At 63.8% G+C, this 18,399-nt stretch carries 17 protein-coding genes; 8 read left to right on the forward strand and 9 right to left on the reverse strand.

Annotation, left to right across the window (positions count from 1 at the left end; all coding sequences use genetic code 11):
* Window positions 1-47: 47 nt before the first annotated feature.
* Window positions 48-1,640, reverse strand: coding sequence for a peptide chain release factor 3 (locus tag AC56QX_RS02305; protein WP_477440999.1), 1,593 nt, complete (start codon window positions 1,638-1,640; stop codon window positions 48-50).
* 199 nt (window positions 1,641-1,839) lie between these two features.
* Here AC56QX_RS02305 and AC56QX_RS02310 point away from each other — a divergent pair, with 199 nt between their 5' ends.
* Window positions 1,840-2,913 (forward strand): NAD(P)/FAD-dependent oxidoreductase, encoded by a 1,074-nt coding sequence (locus AC56QX_RS02310; protein WP_497113528.1) that lies wholly within the window; start codon window positions 1,840-1,842, stop codon window positions 2,911-2,913.
* Here AC56QX_RS02310 and AC56QX_RS02315 read toward each other — a convergent pair.
* From AC56QX_RS02315 to AC56QX_RS02325, 3 genes are all read right to left on the reverse strand, one after another.
* Window positions 2,907-4,280 carry an amidase gene (locus AC56QX_RS02315; RefSeq protein ID WP_497113529.1) on the reverse strand — a complete coding sequence of 458 codons (1,374 nt, stop codon included), beginning with the start codon at window positions 4,278-4,280 and terminating at the stop codon, window positions 2,907-2,909. The genes AC56QX_RS02310 and AC56QX_RS02315 overlap by 7 nt on opposite strands.
* A 314-nt stretch (window positions 4,281-4,594) precedes the next feature.
* The gene (locus AC56QX_RS02320) at window positions 4,595-5,392 is read right to left on the reverse strand and encodes a class II glutamine amidotransferase (protein WP_497113530.1); all 798 of its coding nucleotides are present in this window, start codon (window positions 5,390-5,392) and stop codon (window positions 4,595-4,597) included.
* Window positions 5,393-5,407: 15 nt separating this feature from the next.
* Complete coding sequence (locus AC56QX_RS02325) at window positions 5,408-5,656, reverse strand: DUF6356 family protein (RefSeq protein WP_475453956.1); 249 nt, start codon at window positions 5,654-5,656, stop codon at window positions 5,408-5,410.
* A 113-nt stretch (window positions 5,657-5,769) separates the two neighbouring features.
* On the opposite strand from AC56QX_RS02325, the gene AC56QX_RS02330 reads away from it, so the two are divergent.
* From AC56QX_RS02330 to AC56QX_RS02350, 5 genes are all read left to right on the forward strand, one after another.
* Window positions 5,770-6,240, forward strand: coding sequence for an Lrp/AsnC family transcriptional regulator (locus tag AC56QX_RS02330; RefSeq protein ID WP_497113531.1), 471 nt, complete (start codon window positions 5,770-5,772; stop codon window positions 6,238-6,240).
* A 97-nt stretch (window positions 6,241-6,337) separates the two neighbouring features.
* The gene (gene dut / locus AC56QX_RS02335) at window positions 6,338-6,823 is read left to right on the forward strand and encodes a dUTP diphosphatase (RefSeq protein ID WP_497113532.1); all 486 of its coding nucleotides are present in this window, start codon (window positions 6,338-6,340) and stop codon (window positions 6,821-6,823) included.
* Entirely contained in the window at window positions 6,823-7,482 is a 660-nt protein-coding gene (locus AC56QX_RS02340; RefSeq protein WP_497113533.1) for an HAD family hydrolase, read from the forward strand. The genes dut and AC56QX_RS02340 overlap by 1 nt, the downstream gene beginning before the upstream one ends.
* 84 nt (window positions 7,483-7,566) lie before the next feature.
* Entirely contained in the window at window positions 7,567-8,418 is an 852-nt protein-coding gene (locus tag AC56QX_RS02345) for a hypothetical protein (protein WP_497113534.1), read from the forward strand.
* 74 nt (window positions 8,419-8,492) lie between these two features.
* A complete protein-coding gene (locus tag AC56QX_RS02350; protein ID WP_497113535.1) occupies window positions 8,493-9,296 on the forward strand; it encodes an isocitrate lyase/PEP mutase family protein in 804 nt (267 codons plus the stop codon).
* A gap of 9 nt (window positions 9,297-9,305) precedes the next feature.
* Here the strand turns inward: AC56QX_RS02350 and AC56QX_RS02355 are convergent, their stop codons facing one another.
* Both AC56QX_RS02355 and AC56QX_RS02360 read right to left on the reverse strand, forming a co-directional pair.
* Complete coding sequence (locus AC56QX_RS02355) at window positions 9,306-10,004, reverse strand: sulfate transporter family protein (protein WP_497113536.1); 699 nt, start codon at window positions 10,002-10,004, stop codon at window positions 9,306-9,308.
* Window positions 10,005-10,094: 90 nt separating this feature from the next.
* A complete protein-coding gene (locus AC56QX_RS02360; RefSeq protein WP_497113537.1) occupies window positions 10,095-10,997 on the reverse strand; it encodes a DMT family transporter in 903 nt (300 codons plus the stop codon).
* Between the two features lie 256 nt (window positions 10,998-11,253).
* Between AC56QX_RS02360 and AC56QX_RS02365 the strand changes: the two genes are divergently transcribed.
* Together AC56QX_RS02365 and AC56QX_RS02370 are read left to right on the forward strand one after the other, a co-directional pair.
* Window positions 11,254-12,246 (forward strand): adenosine kinase, encoded by a 993-nt coding sequence (locus AC56QX_RS02365; protein ID WP_497113538.1) that lies wholly within the window; start codon window positions 11,254-11,256, stop codon window positions 12,244-12,246.
* A gap of 414 nt (window positions 12,247-12,660) precedes the next feature.
* Window positions 12,661-13,362, forward strand: coding sequence for an antitoxin Xre/MbcA/ParS-like domain-containing protein (locus AC56QX_RS02370; RefSeq protein ID WP_497113539.1), 702 nt, complete (start codon window positions 12,661-12,663; stop codon window positions 13,360-13,362).
* A gap of 51 nt (window positions 13,363-13,413) precedes the next feature.
* Here AC56QX_RS02370 and AC56QX_RS02375 read toward each other — a convergent pair whose 3' ends face one another.
* From AC56QX_RS02375 to AC56QX_RS02385, 3 genes are all read right to left on the reverse strand, one after another.
* Window positions 13,414-14,499: a GGDEF domain-containing protein gene (locus tag AC56QX_RS02375; RefSeq protein WP_497113540.1), complete on the reverse strand. Its 1,086-nt coding sequence runs from the start codon at window positions 14,497-14,499 to the stop codon at window positions 13,414-13,416.
* A gap of 173 nt (window positions 14,500-14,672) precedes the next feature.
* Entirely contained in the window at window positions 14,673-16,952 is a 2,280-nt protein-coding gene (locus AC56QX_RS02380; protein ID WP_475453989.1) for an NADP-dependent malic enzyme, read from the reverse strand.
* A 132-nt stretch (window positions 16,953-17,084) separates the two neighbouring features.
* Window positions 17,085-18,272, reverse strand: a complete 1,188-nt coding sequence (locus AC56QX_RS02385; RefSeq protein ID WP_497113541.1) for a glycosyltransferase — start codon at window positions 18,270-18,272, stop codon at window positions 17,085-17,087.
* Window positions 18,273-18,399 lie beyond the last annotated feature (127 nt).

The following is an 18,399-nucleotide window of genomic DNA, read 5'->3' on the forward strand; positions in this document are numbered from 1 at the left end:
CCGTCCTTCGGGCACCTTCTCCCCGTGAACGGGGAGAAGGGAGAACTTTACGCCGCCTTGTCGCGGACCTGATAATCCTTGATCGTGGCGAAGCGGATCGCTTTCCAGCGCTCGGCTTCGTAGTTCAGCGAGAAGGCGTGCTGGGCCAAAAACACCGGGTCGTTGTCGAGATCCCTGGCGATGTCGCCGCGATGTGCTTCGATGAAGCGAAGCGTCTCAGCCTTGTCGTCAGCGGATATCCAGCGGCAGACGGAAAACCGCGACATCTCGAATTCGACCGGCAGCGTGTACTCGAAGTTCAGCCGCTCCTTCAAGACGTCGAGCTGCAGGGCGCCGACGACGCCGACAATGGCCGGTGAGCCATCCTCCGGCGAGAACAGCTGCACGACGCCTTCTTCGGCCATCTGGTGCAGCGCTTCCTTGAGTTTCTTGGCCTTCATCGCGTCACCCAGGCGCACACGACGCAGGATTTCCGGGGCGAAATTCGGCACGCCCCTGAAAAGAATCTCCTCGCCCTCGGTCAGCGTGTCGCCAATGCGCAGCGTGCCGTGATTGGGAATGCCGACGACGTCACCGGCGAAGGCTTCGTCCGCCGTGACGCGGGTGCGGGCGAAGAAGAATTGCGGCGCCGACAGGCTCATCGGCTTGCCGGTACGCACCAGCTTGGCCTTCATGCCGCGCTCGAGCTTGCCCGAGCAGACGCGCACGAAAGCGATGCGGTCGCGATGGTTGGGGTCCATATTGGCCTGAATCTTGAAGACGAAGGAGGTCATCTTGTCCTCCGTCGCCTCGACCTTGCGCGTGTCGGCTTCCTGCGCGCGCGGCGGCGGGCCGAAGGCGCCGAGCGCCTCGATCAGGTCGCGCACGCCATAATTGCGCAGCGCCGAGCCGAAATAGACCGGCGTCAGATGGCCCTCGCGAAAGGCTTCTATATCAAGGGGTCTGCACGCTTCTCGCGCGAGTTCCAGTTCCTCGATGAAGGCCTCGCGCTCGTTTTCCGGCAGCAGGCCGGCGACGCGGTTGGAATCGGGACCGTTGACCGGTGTGCGTTCCTTCTCGTCATCGCCCTTGCGCACCGCGTTCAGCGCCAGATGATAGGTACCGGAGAAAGTCTTGCCACGGCCGATCGGCCAGGTGATGGGGGCGGTGTCCAGCGCCAGCTTCTGCTCGATCTCGTCGAGGATCTCGAAGGGATCACGGCTTTCGCGGTCCATCTTGTTGACGAAGGTGATGATCGGGATGTCGCGCAGCCGGCAAACCTCGAACAGCTTCAGCGTGCGCGGCTCGATGCCCTTGGCGGCGTCGATGACCATGACGGCCGAGTCGACCGCCGACAGCGTGCGATAGGTGTCGTCGGCGAAATCCTCGTGGCCGGGCGTATCGAGCAGGTTGAAGACATTGTCTTCATATTCGAAGGTCATCACCGAGGTGACGACCGAAATGCCGCGCTCGCGCTCGATCTTCATCCAGTCGGAGCGGGTCTGGATCTTGTCCTTCTTGGCCTTGACCTCGCCGGCGAGCTGGATGGCGCCGCCGAACAGCAGCAGCTTTTCGGTGAGCGTCGTCTTGCCGGCGTCTGGGTGCGCGATGATCGCGAAGGTGCGGCGGCGCGCCACTTCCTCTGGTATTGTTTCGGGCATTCTCTGGGATTTCCGTGTGACAGGCCGGGCTTCTAGCAGCGTAGTGCCGGGCTGTCGACCGCCCCGGCGGCGCAGACGCCGCCGGATGCCGTCTCTCGGCCAGCAACGGCCGAGAGCCGCGTATTTCGCCATTGGCAAGCGGCCATGGGAATGCCACTTGGATGAACATCCCTTGGAATCACGAGACAGAGGAGTGACCATGGCTGCGTCGAAACAAATCATCGTCATCGGCGCCGGCATTATTGGTGCCTCGATCGCCTGGCATCTGACCAGGGCTGGTGCGCAGGTGACGATCATTGCCGATAGCGCGCCGGGCGGCGTGGCGACGCCGAATTCGTTTGCCTGGATCAACGCCAGTTGGGGCAATCCGGAAACCTATTTCCGGCTGCGCATCCGTGCCATGGCCGAGTGGAAGCGACTTGCAAATGATTTGCCCGGCCTGCCGCTGGCCTGGTGCGGCGGCCTGAACTGGGACCTGCCGGCGGACAGGCTCGAAGCCTACGCGGACGAGCATTCGGCCTGGGGCTACGGCATCGAGCGGGTTGGCCGAGAGCAGGTGGCACGCATTGAGCCCAATCTCGCCGAGCCTCCAGATTTTGCCTTGCATATCGCTGAGGAAGGTGTCGCCGAGCCGGTGGCTACCGCGAAGGCGCTGCTGGCGGACGCAGCGCGGCAAGGCGCGCGCATTCTCTCCGGCACGGTGACCGCGCTGGCCCAGAGCAGCGGCAGGATTAGCGGCGTGGACACATCGCATGGGCTGGTTGCCGCCGACGAGGTGGTGATCGCCGCAGGCGTCGGCTCTCCGGATATTGCCGCGACGGCCGGCATCAAGCTGCCGATCGAGACGCCGCCGGGTCTGATCGTCCATTCGCGGCCATACAAAAGGCTGCTCAATGGGCTGGTGCACGCCGAGAGGCTGCACATGCGCCAGACCGCCGAGGGCCGCATCATCGCCGGCTCGGATTTCGCCGGCGGCGATCCAGGTGTGGACGCCGAAGCGACCGCCCGCGCGCTGTTCGCGGTCACGAAAGCAGCATTGCGTGGCGCCGAGGCGCTGGAACTCGATTTCCATACCATCGGCTACCGCCCCAATCCGATCGACGGCTTTCCGATCATCGGCCGCGCCGAAGGCATGGATGGGCTCTATGTCGCTGTCATGCACTCCGGCATCACGCTGGCGCCGGCCGTCGGCCTGTTCGCCACACGGGAAATCCTTGACGGCGAGCGCGATCCGCTGCTTTCGCCCTATGGGTTGTCACGCTTTGCTCAGTAGCCGGGCGGACGGTAGAAGCCGCCGGTGAGCGGCTCGATCGCCGCCGCAATACCAAGCAGCCGCGATTCCGACCAGCGCTTGCCGACCAGTTGCAGGCCGATCGGCAAGCCGTCGTCGTCCTGCCCGCACGGCATCGAAAGTGCTGGATGGCTGCTGTAGTTGAAGACGGCGCCATAAGCCGGCAGCATCCAGTAGCTCTGGTCCTTGCCGTCGACCTTGATCGGCGTGCCCGGCTCGCAATGCGGGAAGGCCGTGGTCATGGCGACAGGGCAGAGCAGCGCATCCCAGTTTTCGAAGAACTGTTCCCAGGCGAGAATGGATTTGTCGCGGCGGGCGAGCGCCTCAAACCAGCGCGAGACTGACGTCGGCTGCTCCGGCGGTTCGGGCTGCGCGGCCTCCATCATCATGCCGATCAGTGCGCCGCCCTGGGCGAGATCGTCGTGCAGATCGAGCTTGGGCAGGTTGGCTTCCTGGACGATCGCGCCGGCCGATTGCAGCTGCTTTGCGAGATTTTCAACCGCGGCACTGATGTCGCCGGCCACCGGGAAGCCGGGAAAGGACGGCGCGAAGGCCATGCGGAGTGCCTTGAGGTCGAGCTTTGGCATGGCCTCGACCGGCACCGGTGCGAGATCGGTGTCGCGCCCGTCCGGCCCGGCGATGATCCGATAGATCAACGCCAGATCGTCGACGCTGCGCGCCAGCGGTCCGAGGCAGGACATCAGCCGCACGCTTCGCGCCGCACCACCCGGATCGGGGAAGGCGCCGGCCAGCGAGACGCGATGCTCTGTCGGTTTCAAGCCGTAGACACCGCAGAAGGCGGCGGGCAGGCGGATCGAATCCTGCATGTCGGTGCCGATGTCGAAGGGTGTCATGCCGGCCGCCACCGCCGCTGCGGCACCACCACTGGACCCGCCGGCGGTGCGCTCAAGGTTCCAGGGATTGCCGGTGCAGCCAAACAACGGATTGTTCGACTGCCAGTCCGACAGCATCGTCGCGACATTGGTCTTGGCCATCAGCACGCCGCCGGCCGCCTTCAGCCTGGCAACGACCGGGCTGTCGTGTTTGGCGACATGATCGGCGAAGAGCGGAAAGCCGACCGTGGTTTTCATGCCAGCGGTTTCGTGCGTATCCTTCAGCGTGAAGGGAACGCCATGTAGCGGTCCGAGCGTGGCGCCGCGCGCGAGTGCTGCGTCGGCCTTTCCAGCGCGTTCGTACGCGCCTTCCCTGTCGAGCGAGATGACGGCGTTGATCGCCTGATTGTGGCTATCGATCTGCGCCAGATGGGCGTCGATTGCTTCGACGGCGGAGATTTTGCGGCGGGCGATGGCGGCAGCCAGTTCAATGGTCGAGGAAAAGGCGAGGTCCATGATCAAAGGCTCCGACTTGGCCGCACTTGCCTGGAAAATGGTGGGCAGCGGCGCGACTTCAAGCGGAGTTGAGCATCAGAAGATTGGCCGCGTTTGATCGAAATTGCGCCGGTAGGCCAGTGCTCTACGGCGCCCCCCTCTGTCCTGCCGGACATCTCCCCCACGGGTGGGGAGATTGGCAGCTTCAGCGCTGTGGTCAGTCCTGCAACGTTGGAGATTGGCGAAAGCCGAGATGACAGCCAATCTCCCCCAAGTGGGGGGAGATGTCCGGCAGGACAGAGAGGGGCGCTGGCCCGCGGCGTTTCCGACTTAGATTATCCGACCAGCGCCAGCTTCGCCGCAGCCGGAGCGAACGGGCGAATAGCAATGCCATCCCCAGTCATAGTGACAAAGCTCGATGGCGGGATCGCCTGCCAGTCGCCCCCTTCACGATCGAACGGCTCGGAGACGATGCAGCGGCCGCCCCTGCGCAAAACGGAAGTGTAGAGCGTCGGCGCGTGGGCGTCGGTAGCGTAGCGCACCGCGTGCAGCGCCTGACCGTCCGAGAAGGCGGCGGTGAGTTTCAGCGCCGGTTCGAGGCCGGCGCGGCGCGAGGCTTCGAGCACGCGGCTGGTGGCGCGCGACACCGCGCCTTGCGGATCGCCGGCCAATCCCTCGTCGATCATCAGCAAGAAGAAGAGTTCGGAATCGGTGGTGCCTTCGCGCTGGTCGAAGACGGCGTCGGACAATGAATTCTCCAGTGGGCGGCGGATTTTCTCGAAGCCGCCGATCTGGCCGTTATGCATGAACGACCAGGGACCGGAGATGAAGGGATGGCAGTTCATGCGGCTGGTGGCGCCGCCGGTGGAGGCCCGCACATGGGCGAGGAACAGGCCGGATTTGATCTGCCGGCACAGGCTCTTCAGATTGGGGTCGGACCAGGCCGGCAGGATATCGCGATAGAGACCGGGTTCCGGCCGGTCGTCATACCAGGCAAGGCCGAAACCGTCGCCATTGGTCGGCGATTTGGCTTCCTGGGCGCAGTGGCTCTGGGCGATCAGCGAGTGACAGGGCGCGGTCAGAATGTCTTCGAGAAAGACCGCTTCACCGAGATAGGCCGCCCACCGGCACATCGCTTCTGTCGTCCTCTAGGCGCGATCCAGAAGAGCCGCCGGCTCCCTGGTCGCGTGTGTGCCTCTGTTGTGCGTCCGCTCGTAAAGCTCGCGGACGATTCGGCTGGCCGTAGTCTCGAACAGAAATGGCAAGAAAGCGTGAACGAGCGCGGCGCCCGCCGCCATCAGCAAACGCGAGGAAAACCAGGCGGCAAAACCCATGTGGCCGAAATAGGTTTCGCCAACCTTGGCCGGATGAGAGGTGAAAATCCTTGCGAGCGACATTGAGGCCCCCTTCAGCGCTTGCGTTCAGATATGAGTATCCTGACACGCTTCGCCGGTTCATCGGTCTCAAAATATCCTTGTCTTTTGCCATTTCATGGGACAAATATCCCAATATGGCGCCGGACATCGATGAAATCGACCGAAAATTGCTTGCCGAATTGCAACGCGACGGCACGCTGTCGGTCGACCAGCTGTCGGAACGCGTGGCCCTGTCGCGCAATGCCTGCTGGCGGCGGGTCAAGCGGCTGGAGGAGGATGGCGTCATCACCGGCCGCGTGGCGCTGGTAGACGCCGAAAAGCTCGGGCTTGGCCTGTCGGTGTTCATCCTGATCCGCACGTCCAACCATGATCCGGACTGGCTGCAGAAATTCCGGGCAGCGGTGACCGCCTTTCCCGAGATCACCGGCGTCTACCGCATGTCGGGCGACCTCGACTATGTCCTGCGCGCCCGCGTCGCCGACGTGAAGGCCTATGACCGGCTCTACCAGCGGCTGATCGCCAAGGTGGCGCTGTCCGATGTCTCCGCCTCCTTCGTGATGGAAGAGATCAAGGAGACGACGGTTGTTCCGATGGAACTGCGCTGAGACGAGCTCAGGGTCATAGTGATGCCCGAAAGAAAGCCGTTGATAGCGGTGCGGGCGAATTGACCGAATCGGCATTCGCGCCGATAGGATCGATTTTATGCGCGCAGCCCTTCAAAACTCCTCCGTCATCGGTCCGACCGTCGGCTTTGTCAGATTGCCGCACGCCGAAGGACTACCCCTCCCCGCCTATGAAAGCGCCGGCGCCGCCGGCATGGATCTGCGCGCGGCTGTGCCCGACGACCGGCCGCTGCTGATCCTGCCGGGCAAACGCGCTCTGGTGCCGACCGGGCTGATCCTGGAAATCCCCGAAGGCATGGAAGGCCAGGTGCGGCCACGCTCCGGCCTTGCTTTCAAACACGGCCTCACCGTCCTCAATTCGCCCGGCACGGTCGACAGCGACTATCGCGGCGAGGTGAAGGTGCTGCTGATCAATCTCGGCGATGAGGATTTTGCGGTGACGCGCGGCATGCGCATCGCCCAGATCGTTTTCGCTGTTGTAACGCAGGCCGGTGTCGAAGAGCGCTCGCTCGCCGGCGGCACGGCGCGTGGTTCGGGCGGGTTCGGATCGACCGGCACCGCCTGATGCCAATACCTAAACTTGTTATCTTTGACTGCGACGGCATTCTCGTCGACACGGAGAACCTGGCCAACCGGCGCCTTGCCGAATGGCTGAGCGCGGCCGGCTGTCCGACAAACTTCGAATATTGCCGCAAGAATTTCTCCGGTCGCAGCATGCTCTCGGTGCAGAAGGAAATCGAAGAGCAGACCGAGGTTCGGCTCGGCGCCGATTTCGTCGATCGCTGGAATGCCGGCCTGCCGGACCTGTTTTCCCATGGCGTCGACGCGATCCCCTATGTGCGGGAGTTCATCGAGGCGATCCGCGCGGCCGGCATCCCCTATTGCGTCGCCACCTCGGCCAGGATTTCGAAGATGCACATCACGCTTGGCCAGACCGGGCTGTTGCCGCTGTTCGAGCATGCGATGTTTTCGTCGACCATGGTCGGGCGCGGCAAGCCGTTCCCCGACCTGTTCCTCTATGCGGCCAAGACCATGGGCTTCGCGCCCGCCGATTGCATCGTCATCGAGGATAGCGTCGCCGGCACACAGGCCGGCATAGCCGCCGGGATGCGGGTGTTTTCCTATCACGGCGACCCCTATTCCGACCGCGATGGCCTGATCCAGGCCGGCGGCATCCTGTTCGACGACATGCGCGAACTGGCCGGGCTGGTGCCGATCCACTGATTGCCCGGGTTCGACGGGCGAGCTGTACGGTTCTGTAAGCTATGCTAGCTTTGCGGGTGCTTGCGGCGGGGGACGACATTCAGCATGTCAGGATTTTTGCATCGCCTCGCCTTTGCCTGCCTGCTGCTGCCATTGCTGTGGGGCACGGCTGGCGCCGAAGACACCGCCAACCCGGACCTCGGCAAATCCATCGTTGGCCACGCCGACACCACCTATGCCGATCTTGTCCGGATGTTCATCCCGGATTTGACGGCGAAGGAGGATTATTATGTCGGCTCCTCGCCGATCCAGATGCGGCACATCGCCGGTCCCGACAATGACACCTCGCCGCCGGAAGCGTCGAGCGTTTTCAGCGCCGCAGTGCTCGCCCTGAAGGCCGGCGGCAAGGACCGGCTGGCCATGCTGGTCGATCTCGGCGAGTCACCCGACAGCGCCGAGGGCTATGCCGTGCTGGCGCTTTACGATCTTACCGGCAAACCCAAACTGCTCGATGCCGTCAATGTGGCGACCGACCGCTTCACCTTCTTTCGCAGTCCCGGCAAACTCTCCCTGGGCGCAGATGATGATGCGCTGATGATCTCAAGCACGCATTTCAATTCGAACCAGGGCTATCTGTCGACACCGGTCATTCTGGTGCGCAACGACCGTTTCGAATTGATCGACATCATCTACACGCTCGACGAAAATGTCTGTTCCTACAAACGCTCGCAGAACCTGGCTTTCCAGTCGCTGAGCGACGGCCAACCCTATGCGGCGATCAAAGCCACCATAACCGACAAGACCGAGCCGAACGAGGAGGATTGTGGTGAACCGCCCCCACACGCCGCCTCCGCCGACATTTCGGTAACCTATCGCTGGGACAAAACGGCGGCACGCTATGTCGCGGATTCCGACGCGTTCGAGAAATTGGCAGCAGAGAACGAGAAACGCTTCTGAACCGAGCGCATTCGTTTGCCCGGCCGGAGACAGCGCGATAGCATCCGCCTCGACATTCATGATGGGGAGCATTCATGGACAAGGGCAAGATCTTTCGCGACCTGCATGCCTCGACCTTCGTCATGCCCAATCCCTGGGATCCGGGCACGACCAAGTTGCTCGGTTCCTTCGGTTTCAAGGCGCTGGCGACGACCAGCGCCGGCTTTGCCTTTTCGCGCGGCCTGCCGGACGGCGCGGTGACCTTCGAGCAGATGATCCACCATTGCCGCGAGGTGACGGCGGCGACCGACCTGCCGGTGTCGGCCGATCTCGAGAAAGGCAAGGGCGACAGCGCCGAGCAGGCCGCCGAAACCATCTTCGCGGCGGAAGCGGCCGGCCTTGCCGGCTGCTCGATCGAGGACCACACCGGCGACCCCGACAAGCCGATCTATGACTTCTCCCACGCGGTCGAGCGCGTCGCGGCAGCGGTGGAAGCGGCGCGGGCACTGAAACGCGATTTCGTCTTCACGGCGCGCGCCGAGAATTTTCTCTGGGGCAAGTCCGACCTCGACGACACCATCAAGCGATTGCAGGCCTTCGAGAAGGCCGGCGCCGACGTGCTCTATGCGCCGGGCATCGGCGATGTCGAGATGGTCCGCACCGTCTGCTCGGCGGTCGGCAAACCGGTCAACGTCATGGCGAAACCGGGCTTCACCATCGCCGATCTTTCGATGGCTGGTGTGAAGCGCATTTCGCTCGGGCCATGGCTGACCAACTTCGCCTACGGCATGCTGGAGACGGCGGCGCGCGAAATCCAGCAGGACGGCACGTTCGGCTTCACCCGCGCCGCCATGCCGTTCGGCAAATTGCAGGCGCTGTTCGGCAAATCCCCGGGGTAAGAGGGGCTGTCACCGGCGGCTTTCGCGCGCCGAAACCGCCTTGTGCAGATGCACCATCATGGCGGCGGCGAAGAGCGGCGTGACCAGATTGAGCAGCGGCACGGCAAGGAAGGCCGCGATGACCAGCCCGGCGAGAAAGGCTGTGCCGGCATACTGCCGGCGCAAGGCCCTGGCTTCGTCCTCCGGGCGAAAGCGCATGGCGGCGAATTCGAAGAATTCGCGGCCGAGCAGGTAACCGTTGACGATGAAGAAGGCGGCGATGTTGATGCCCGGCACCAGCAGAAGCATGAGCGCGACGATGTTGCCTGCTATAACGACGCCGAGGAATTTTGTCGCCAGCACCAGCGAGCGCAGCGCCGGCATGGCACGGCCGGGCGGGTCGCGGGGATAGTCGGTACGCTCGACCACTTCGGCGACATCGTCGAGGAACAGGCCGGCGATCACCGCCGTGACCGGCGCGACGAGCAGTGCCATGCCGAAGGCAAGAGCTATTGCCGCGATGATGCCGCCCAGCCAGCCGGCCCAAGACGGTATGCCGGGCAACAAGGTCTGGAGCCATGGCAGGGCCAGCCACTCGACAAGGCTGGTCAGGCCGAACCACAAGGCAACCAGCGCCAGCACGGTGAGGCCCAGCGTCTTGATGAACACGGCACGAAACGGCGGCGAGAGCAGCTCGAGGGCCGCAGTGCGGGCAGCGTCGAAAATCACCGTGCTTCAACCCCGAGGTCAGCGGACAGCGCCGGAAAGGCGGACGCTCCCGAGATAGGCAGGGCGGGGCTCGAGCACAAGCGCGTATTGCTAGCGTGCAAACGCCGGCTTTCTAACGGGGATCGTCATGGCCGCAACGCCGACCACGACAAAACCCATGCCGAGCCACGCCGTTGGCTCCAGGCTTTCGCCGAGGAAGACAGCACCTATGCCGACACCGATCGGCACGCGCAGATAGGCCTGCGACGTCGTGCCGACCGAGCCAAGCGTGTGGATGAGGCGGAAATAGATGACGAAGGCGAGCGCCGTCGAGAACACCGACAGGCTGAGCAGCGCCAAGATCGACGCCATCGACGGCGTGAGCGTCCAGGGCTGGTCGACCACCAGGCTGAGCGGCACCAGCATGACCGCGCCGCAGAGCATTGAGCCTGCCGCCGGCAGCATTGGATCGAGGCCCTTGAAGCCACGGCCGAAGATCGCGGCAGCGGCGTAACAGATCGTTGCGACGACGATGGCGACTTGCGCCCACAATTCGTGACCGAGACCACCCAGCGCCTCGGTGCCGACGATGAGGCAGATGCCGGCAATGCCCGCGCCGACGCCGATCAGCTTGCGCATCGTGACCGGCTCATGGCGTGTGATGAGCGCGGTAAAGACGAAGGTGAAGATCGGCGAGGTGGAATTGAGGATGGTGGCCAGACCGGCATCGACCGAGCGCTCGGCAGCGGCGATCAGCGTGAACGGTATGACGCTGTTGAGGCAGGCCTGGAAGGCGAAGCGGCGCCACGTGGCCGCATCGCGCGGCATGGCGAGCCCGCGCCAGCGGATGATGGCGAACAGGATGCCGCCGGCGATCAAGGTGCGGGCGGCAATGAAGGTAACCGGCGGGATCGTCTCGACGCCGATCTTGATGAAGGTGTAGGAAGCACCCCACAGCACCGCCAGCACGCCGAGCAACGCCAGGTCGGTGGTTGTATTGCCCTTTGCAGACATCGGGGTTCGCCGCCTTCGGGTGTGATCGAGCGTGTTCTAGGCAACGCCGCGAAGAAATGCTTCGTCCACGGTCGAATTGTCGTAGCGCCTGGCTGCTGCCATCACACGACAGAAAATCGGTTGCCAATTTTCGGGGTCATGCTGTAGACCCGCCCGAGCGTGGCAAGAAGCCGGCCCTCTCTTTGTACGCAATTCCTGTGGGAAAACCGCTAAGCACTTTTCCTGGAATTGCTCTAGGTTTTTGGTGGAGACATTGATGCCGGATTATGACGTGCTTTGCATCGGCAATGCCATTGTCGACATCATCGCCCAGTGCGAGGAGGAATTCCTCGAGACCAACGGCATCATCAAGGGCGCGATGAACCTCATCAATACGCAGCGCGCCGAACTGCTCTACAGCCGCATGGGCCCGGCGATCGAAGCCTCCGGCGGCAGCGCCGGCAACACGGCGGCTGGCGTCGCCTCCTTCGGCGGACGCGCCGCCTTCTTCGGCAAGGTTTCCAACGATGCGCTGGGCGAAATCTATGCGCACGACATCCATGCGCAAGGTGTCGCCTTCGACACCAAACCGCTCACGGGCGAACCGCCGACGGCGCGCTCGATGATTTTCGTCACGCCCGACGGCGAGCGCTCGATGAACACCTATCTCGGCGCTTGCGTCGAGCTCGGCCCGGAGGATGTCGAGGCCGACAAGGCCTCCGGCGCCAAAGTCACCTATTTCGAAGGCTATCTGTGGGATCCGCCGCGCGCCAAGGAAGCGATCCGGCAGACAGCGAAGCTGGCGCACGCGGCGGGCCGCGAGGTTTCGATGACGCTGTCGGATTCGTTCTGCGTCGACCGCTACCGCGAAGAGTTCCTCGACCTGATGCGCTCGGGCACGGTCGACATCGTCTTTGCCAACAGCCACGAGATCAAGTCGCTCTACCAGACCTCGTCCTTCGACGAGGCGCTGGCCAAGATCCGCAAGGACTGCAGACTGGCCGCCGTGACGCGATCCGAAAAAGGCTCTGTCATCGTGCGCGGTGACGAGACCGTGGTCATCCAGGCGACGGCGATCCGGGAACTCGTCGACACGACCGGCGCCGGCGATCTCTACGCCGCCGGTTTCCTGCACGGCTACACGCAAGGCCGCGACCTCAAGACCTGCGGCGACCTCGGCTCGCTGGCCGCCGGCCTGGTGATCCAGCAGATCGGTCCAAGGCCAAGGCAGAATCTGCGCCGCGAGGCGGAACTGGCCGGGTTGCTGTAGCAGAAAGCCCGGCGCTTCTGTTGTTAACAGCCGGCCGCGCCACAGCCCTTCGCAGGCTCCCAGCCCTTCGGGCGTTCGGTTCCTTTAAAAGGTCCACCGGACCTTTTAATCCGCCCGCAGGCGGACCGGCCCCTCACCGTTCGAAGCTCGAAAAGCCAAGCAATTGGCTTTTCGTCCGCTGCGCGGACCGCTTCTCACCGTCGCGTGATTGTCACATGTCGCTCCTACACGAAATCGAGAGTGTCCCGTGACTGACATTTCGGGCGCCGCAGTCGGATGGGATGTTGAAAGATGCAAGACAGCAAGCTGTCGGGCGGCGCGATTCGTTGCCGCCGCGATTTCCGTTTTCCGCACTAGAAATTCAGCAATCGGCCGCGGCTGAGGGGAGAGCGCGCGCGGCCGGAAGACAGATGCATGAGCAGATTTCAGACAACCAGCCTTGGACAGGATGACTTCGCGGAGATGGTCGCGGAGGACGTCGAACGTGCGCTTGCTCATTATGACGAGGCCATCAACCAATCCACCGTGGTCTCGGTCGGCAAGATCGCCGGCAGCATAGCATCCGCCGTCACCTTGCTGTCGCCGAAGCACCAGCGTGCCATCGACGCCATCCATGCCGATCTTCCCGGCCTTGCCTCGAAATTCGTGCGCGCGCTGGCGGCGGAAGCCGCGCGCCGCGGCGAAGCACGCACCGCCGGAACCACAAATCCGTCGACGGCTTTGCTGGCCGATGAACCGCTTCCTCCGTCGCCGCAGTCCGACGACCTCGAATCGATGCTGATCGAGGACTGGGCCGGCCGCGTCGCCGGCTCGACCTATCTGGAAGAGAATTTGCGCATCGCCCGCTCGACCCTGCATCGCTGGCAAAGGCGCGGCGATGTCATCGCCTTGCGCAAGGGTGGCCGCAAGCACGTTTTCCCCTTGGCGCAGTTCGTCGACGGCAGGCCGGTCGCGGGCATCAGCGACGTGCTGTCACTGATCGGCAATCCGAGACTGACCTGGCTGTGGCTGACACGGCCGGCCGCGCAGCTCGACGGCCGCATTCCGATCGACCTGCTGCGGCAGGACCAGATCGATGAAGTGGTCGAAGCCGCGCGGGTGTTCGCGCCGGGCTGAAGCCGGCACGGTCGAATATCGGAGTCGACGTTAAAATTCGCGCCGATAGCTCTACGCGGTCTTGCGAAGACTTGGCCCGGACGACGGCTGTTGCGGCGTCATTTCGCTGGCAGTGACCAGCCGGTTGCGGCCGCTCTTCTTGCCTATGTACATCAGCCGGTCGGCCAGCGCGATCAGCGCTTCGCAATCGCCGGCCTCCGCCGGATACATGGCGACGCCAACGGTGCAGCCGACCTGGATGGCGCCATTGGGCGTCGGAACCTTGATCCGCAACCGTTCCAGGATGCGTTCGGCAACGCGTACGGCCTTCAGCTGCGCCAGATCGGTGTCGGCCGAGAACAGGAAGGCGAACTCGTCGCCGCCAAGCCGGGCGACGAAATCGGCGCTGCGCAGGATCGAGCGAAGCTGGCTCGACACGCGCTGCAGCAGCGCATCGCCGGCCTCGTGGCCGAGCGTGTCATTGACTTCCTTGAACCGGTCGAGGTCGATGAACAGAAGCCCGGCCGCCTCGCCGGTGGCGCCGCAGCGGGCGACCACCGATTTGAGCTCGTTGTGGAAGGCGCGCCGGTTGGGCAGGTCGGTCAAGGCATCGTGGTTGGCCGAATGGTCGCTCTGCTGCTTCGCCACCTCGATCTCGCGCTTTTGCGCGGACAGTTCCTCGTTGGCGGTCTTCAGATCCAGGAGCAACTGGGCGTTGAGGTCCTCGACGACCTTGCGGTCGCTTATGTCTACGACGAAGCCTTCCAGGAATTCGAGTTCGCCGGCCTCGTCCCAGACACCGCCGCCGATCTCGCGGACCCAGAGCGGTTCGCCGACCTGCGGCACGATGCGGTAGTCGACATTCCAGTTGCAGCGCGCCTCGAGCGCGGCGTCGACGGCGGAATAGACCGACTGCAGGTCATCCGGGTGGATGGCCGAGACGTAATCGCGCACCGCGTTGTGAATGAAATCGCTCGGCCGATAACCGCTGACGGTGAAGATGCCGTCGCTGATATAGAGCATGGTGTAGGACGCGTCGTTGCGGCAACGGTAGAGATAACCGTCCATGCGTCCGGTGATGCTGAGCAAAGCATCCAATCGCTCGTCGTGGTAGGCTCGCTCGCCGACCACGGATACAGAAACTCCGTCATGCTTCATGGCCGCACCCCCATTTGGCGGTCTGAGCGCGCCGTGGATGCCGTTACGGCATGCGGCAAGAGCTTCCCTATACCAGCTGAATCTTATCAATGTCTTATGGGGGCCGACGGCGTCTTCGGCACCGCCGCGTTCGAAGAGCTAGATCGTTGGCTTCCGCCCTCCAGGACCGTTCGTCACGTCCCCGCCGTATAAGCCGCAATCGCCGCCATGTTGACGATATCGCTGTCTTTGGCATTCAGCGACACGATCTGAACCGGCTTGTTCAGACCGACCAGCAGCGGGCCGATCACCGTCGAGCCGCCGAGTTCCTGCAGCATCTTGGTCGAGATCGAGGCAGAGTGGAAGGCCGGCATGATCAGCACATTGGCCGGGCCGGTCAGCCTGATGAACGGATATTGCGACATGGCGCGGGCATTGAGCGCGACGTCGGCGGCCATTTCGCCGTCATATTCGAAATCGACGCGGCGTTTGTCGAGGATGCGCACGGCTTCCTGGACGCGCTCCGAGCGTTCGCCCTGCGGATGGCCGAAGGTGGAGTAGGCGAGCATGGCGAGCCTCGGCTCGTAGCCCATGCGGCGGGCAAAGCCTGCCGCCTCCTCGGCGATGTCGGCGATCTGCTCGGCGTTGGGCATGTCGTGCACGGCAGTGTCGGCGACGAGCACGGTCTTGCCCCGCGCCAGCACGATCGAGACGCCGATGACGCGGTGGCCGGGCTTGGCGTCGATGACGCGGCGGATGTCGTCGAGCGCGGTGGAATAGTTGCGGGTCACGCCGGTGACGATGCCGTCGGCATCGCCCAGCGCCACCATGCAGGCGGCGAAGTGGTTGCGGTCGTTGTTGATCAGGCGCTGGCAATCGCGAAACAGGAAGCCTTTGCGCTGCATGCGCTCGTAGAGATAGTCAGTGTAGATGCCGTTGCGGCGCGACAGCCTTGCATTGATGATCTCGATGCCTTGCTTGTTGAGATCGATGCCGGCGTGCTTGGCGTTTTCCTTGATGACGTCGTCACGGCCGAGCAGGATGGCGGTGCCGAGCTTCTGGTTCACATAGGAGACGGCGGCGCGCATCACCTGCTCCTCCTCGCCCTCGGCGAAGACGATGCGCTTGGGCTGGCGGCGCACGCGGTCGTAGATACGCTGCAAGGTGGAGGCGATCGGGTCGCGGCGGGCGGACAGTTCCTGCGCGTAGCGGTCGAGATCGAGGATCGGCTTGCGGGCGACGCCCGACTCCATCGCCGCCTTGGCCACGGCAAGAGGAATTGCCGAGATCAGGCGCGGGTCGAACGGCACCGGGATGATGTAGTTGGGGCCGAATTTCGGCCGGTTGCCCTGATAGGCGGCGGCGACATCGTCGGGCACGTCCTTGCGCGCCAGTTCGGCGAGCGCACGTGCCGCGGCGATCTTCATGTCGTCATTGATGGTGGTTGCCCTAACATCCAGCGCGCCGCGGAAGATGTAGGGGAAGCCGAGCACGTTGTTGACCTGGTTCGGATAGTCCGAACGGCCGGTCGCCATGATGGCATCGGTGCGGATCTCGGCCACTTCCTCCGGCGTGATTTCGGGGTCGGGGTTGGCCATTGCGAAGATGATCGGGTTCTTGGCCATCGACTGCACCATGGCGGTGGTCAGTGCGCCCTTGGCCGAGAGGCCGAGGAAGACGTCGGCGCCGTCGAGCGCTTCCGCCAGAGAACGAGCCTCGGTTTTGACCGCATGCGCCGACTTCCACTGGTTCATGCCTTCGGTGCGGCCCTGGAAGACCACGCCCTTGGTGTCGCACAAGGTGATGTTTTCCGGCGCAAAACCCATCGCCTTCATCAGTTCGATGCAGGCGATGCCCGCAGCACCGGCGCCGTTGCAGACCATTTTCGTGGTCTTCATGTCGCGGCCGGTGATCTCCAGCGCGTTGATCAGGCCGGCGGCCGAGATGATGGCGGTGCCGTGCTGATCGTCGTGGAAGACCGGGATGTCCATCAATTCGCGCAGGCGCTGCTCGATGATGAAGCACTCCGGCGCCTTGATGTCTTCGAGGTTGATGCCGCCGAAGGACGGCCCGAGGAAGCGCACGCAGTTGATGAACTCATCGGCGTCTTCGGTGTCGACCTCGAGGTCGATGGAATCGACATCGGCGAAGCGCTTGAACAGCACCGCCTTGCCTTCCATCACCGGCTTGGAGGCCAGCGCACCGAGATTGCCGAGGCCAAGGATGGCGGTGCCGTTGGAGATGACGGCGACCATGTTGCCGCGCGTCGTGTAGTCGAAGGCGCGGCTGGGGTCCTCGGCGATGGCCAGGACGGGCACCGCAACGCCAGGTGAATAGGCAAGGCTCAAATCGCGTTGGGTGGCCATCGGCTTGGTGGCGACGACCTCCAGCTTGCCGGGGCGACCCATGGCATGGAATTCGAGCGCTTCCTGCGCGCTGACGGACGGACCGCTGTTCTCGGTTTTCCTGGCCATGATGCTTTTGATTTCCTCGCCGGTGCAGCACCTCCTTGAAGCGGGTGCTTGTGTGCTTCCGAATTAAGACCACACACCGGCTCGTGTAAACCGCCAAGCGCAGCAAAGCTGCTTCAAAGCGGACAGAGCCGGTCAGGGGTTGTGCGGCGCTGGCTTGAATGCCGCGATCTCGCGGGCGTGCTCGCGCAGCGTCGCCCAGCGCATCAGGGTCCCGGCACCTTGAAACGGCCATTGAGAGAATGGCGGGTCGCCGCTGCCCAGGCGCTGCTTCAGTGCCGACAGATAGGCCGTCAGCTCCAGCCGCCCTGCCCGTACTTTTTCCAGCGTGCGGCCGCGTATTTCCTCGCGCGGGATGGCGCGGTCGCGGAGCCGCTCGACCGCGCGCCTGATGGCGGCCGGTTCCGGCTCGACGATCATGCAATAGTCCGGGTCGAAAAACACGTCCCGGCCGCCAATGCTTGGCGTGCTGACGATCGGCAAGCCGGCGAGCATATACTCCATGGAGGAATACATCGCCCCTTCCTCGGCCGACAGGCAAAGGCCGACGGCGGCCTGGTTGTAGATGCGGTTGACTTCAGGCGTGGTCAGCTTGGCGGTCATGCCGTCGACGATCGGGTTGGCGATGTGGTGCAGCGGCGATTGTGCCTGCAGGCGGCGGATAAAGGCGCGGGCACCGGCTGGCGGTATTTCACCGATCGAAAAGGTGATGTGGACCAGCCTTTCAATGTCCAACGCGAGATAGTGCCGCTTGGTGTGCGAGATGCGGCCATTGTAGACGGCATCGAACACAACGGGCACATCCGGCAGTGGGTGGAACATCTCCTCAGAGACCATGAGATTGTGGTTGGAGACGATCGCGGTGCCGCCGGTCGCGGCGACAAGGCGGCGCTCCTCCTCGGTGTTGCAGACGAAAATCAGCTCGTGAAGCGGAAACCGCTGGGCATACCAGGCGAGATCCCTACCCATCCTGGCGACGACGGCCGGCCGCTCCAATGTCCAGTTCGGCGACAGCAGCAAGGTCGCACGCCGCTCTGCCAGCCGCCGGCCGATGGCGGCAATGGTGGAGAGCGGGCGCGCGCCACCGATCGGCGTGTAGAGTATCAGAGGATCGCGACTGACCGCATAAACTGAAACGAGCATGCCACCGTCGAGATCCCGCAACGGGCCACGGACCGGAAGCAGGAAGGGTATCCGCTTGGCGGCCGAAAGCCGGGCTTTGACAAGCAGATTGGCTGCGCGTGAAGCGATGCCCCGTCGCCCGGAAGGCGAACGGGCTGCGCCGATCATCTCCTCGAATTCCCTTTGGCCAAACCTGTCCATCGAGCCCTGCCCTGTCCGCAGGGATGATTAGGTCCGCCATCCCCTTGTTGCAATGCCTGCGCCGCCGTCACCCGATGGCGGCAGCAATGCGGTCGTCCCCCGCTTTTCGCAGGCCCGGCATTAAACC

Source organism: Mesorhizobium sp. RCAM 06353, from assembly GCF_059683585.1.

What these genes read in the sequence shown, in the direction of transcription:
- AC56QX_RS02305 (WP_477440999.1), bottom strand. Translation starts at nt 1,640, where the DNA reads ATGCCCGAAACAATACCAGAGGAAGTGGCGCGCCGCCGCACCTTCGCG.
- AC56QX_RS02310 (WP_497113528.1), top strand. Translation starts at nt 1,840, where the DNA reads ATGGCTGCGTCGAAACAAATCATCGTCATCGGCGCCGGCATTATTGGT.
- AC56QX_RS02315 (WP_497113529.1), bottom strand. Translation starts at nt 4,280, where the DNA reads ATGGACCTCGCCTTTTCCTCGACCATTGAACTGGCTGCCGCCATCGCC.
- AC56QX_RS02320 (WP_497113530.1), bottom strand. Translation starts at nt 5,392, where the DNA reads ATGTGCCGGTGGGCGGCCTATCTCGGTGAAGCGGTCTTTCTCGAAGAC.
- AC56QX_RS02325 (WP_475453956.1), bottom strand. Translation starts at nt 5,656, where the DNA reads ATGTCGCTCGCAAGGATTTTCACCTCTCATCCGGCCAAGGTTGGCGAA.
- AC56QX_RS02330 (WP_497113531.1), top strand. Translation starts at nt 5,770, where the DNA reads ATGGCGCCGGACATCGATGAAATCGACCGAAAATTGCTTGCCGAATTG.
- dut (WP_497113532.1), top strand. Translation starts at nt 6,338, where the DNA reads ATGCGCGCAGCCCTTCAAAACTCCTCCGTCATCGGTCCGACCGTCGGC.
- AC56QX_RS02340 (WP_497113533.1), top strand. Translation starts at nt 6,823, where the DNA reads ATGCCAATACCTAAACTTGTTATCTTTGACTGCGACGGCATTCTCGTC.
- AC56QX_RS02345 (WP_497113534.1), top strand. Translation starts at nt 7,567, where the DNA reads ATGTCAGGATTTTTGCATCGCCTCGCCTTTGCCTGCCTGCTGCTGCCA.
- AC56QX_RS02350 (WP_497113535.1), top strand. Translation starts at nt 8,493, where the DNA reads ATGGACAAGGGCAAGATCTTTCGCGACCTGCATGCCTCGACCTTCGTC.
- AC56QX_RS02360 (WP_497113537.1), bottom strand. Translation starts at nt 10,997, where the DNA reads ATGTCTGCAAAGGGCAATACAACCACCGACCTGGCGTTGCTCGGCGTG.
- AC56QX_RS02365 (WP_497113538.1), top strand. Translation starts at nt 11,254, where the DNA reads ATGCCGGATTATGACGTGCTTTGCATCGGCAATGCCATTGTCGACATC.
- AC56QX_RS02370 (WP_497113539.1), top strand. Translation starts at nt 12,661, where the DNA reads ATGAGCAGATTTCAGACAACCAGCCTTGGACAGGATGACTTCGCGGAG.
- AC56QX_RS02375 (WP_497113540.1), bottom strand. Translation starts at nt 14,499, where the DNA reads ATGAAGCATGACGGAGTTTCTGTATCCGTGGTCGGCGAGCGAGCCTAC.
- AC56QX_RS02380 (WP_475453989.1), bottom strand. Translation starts at nt 16,952, where the DNA reads ATGGCCAGGAAAACCGAGAACAGCGGTCCGTCCGTCAGCGCGCAGGAA.
- AC56QX_RS02385 (WP_497113541.1), bottom strand. Translation starts at nt 18,272, where the DNA reads ATGGACAGGTTTGGCCAAAGGGAATTCGAGGAGATGATCGGCGCAGCC.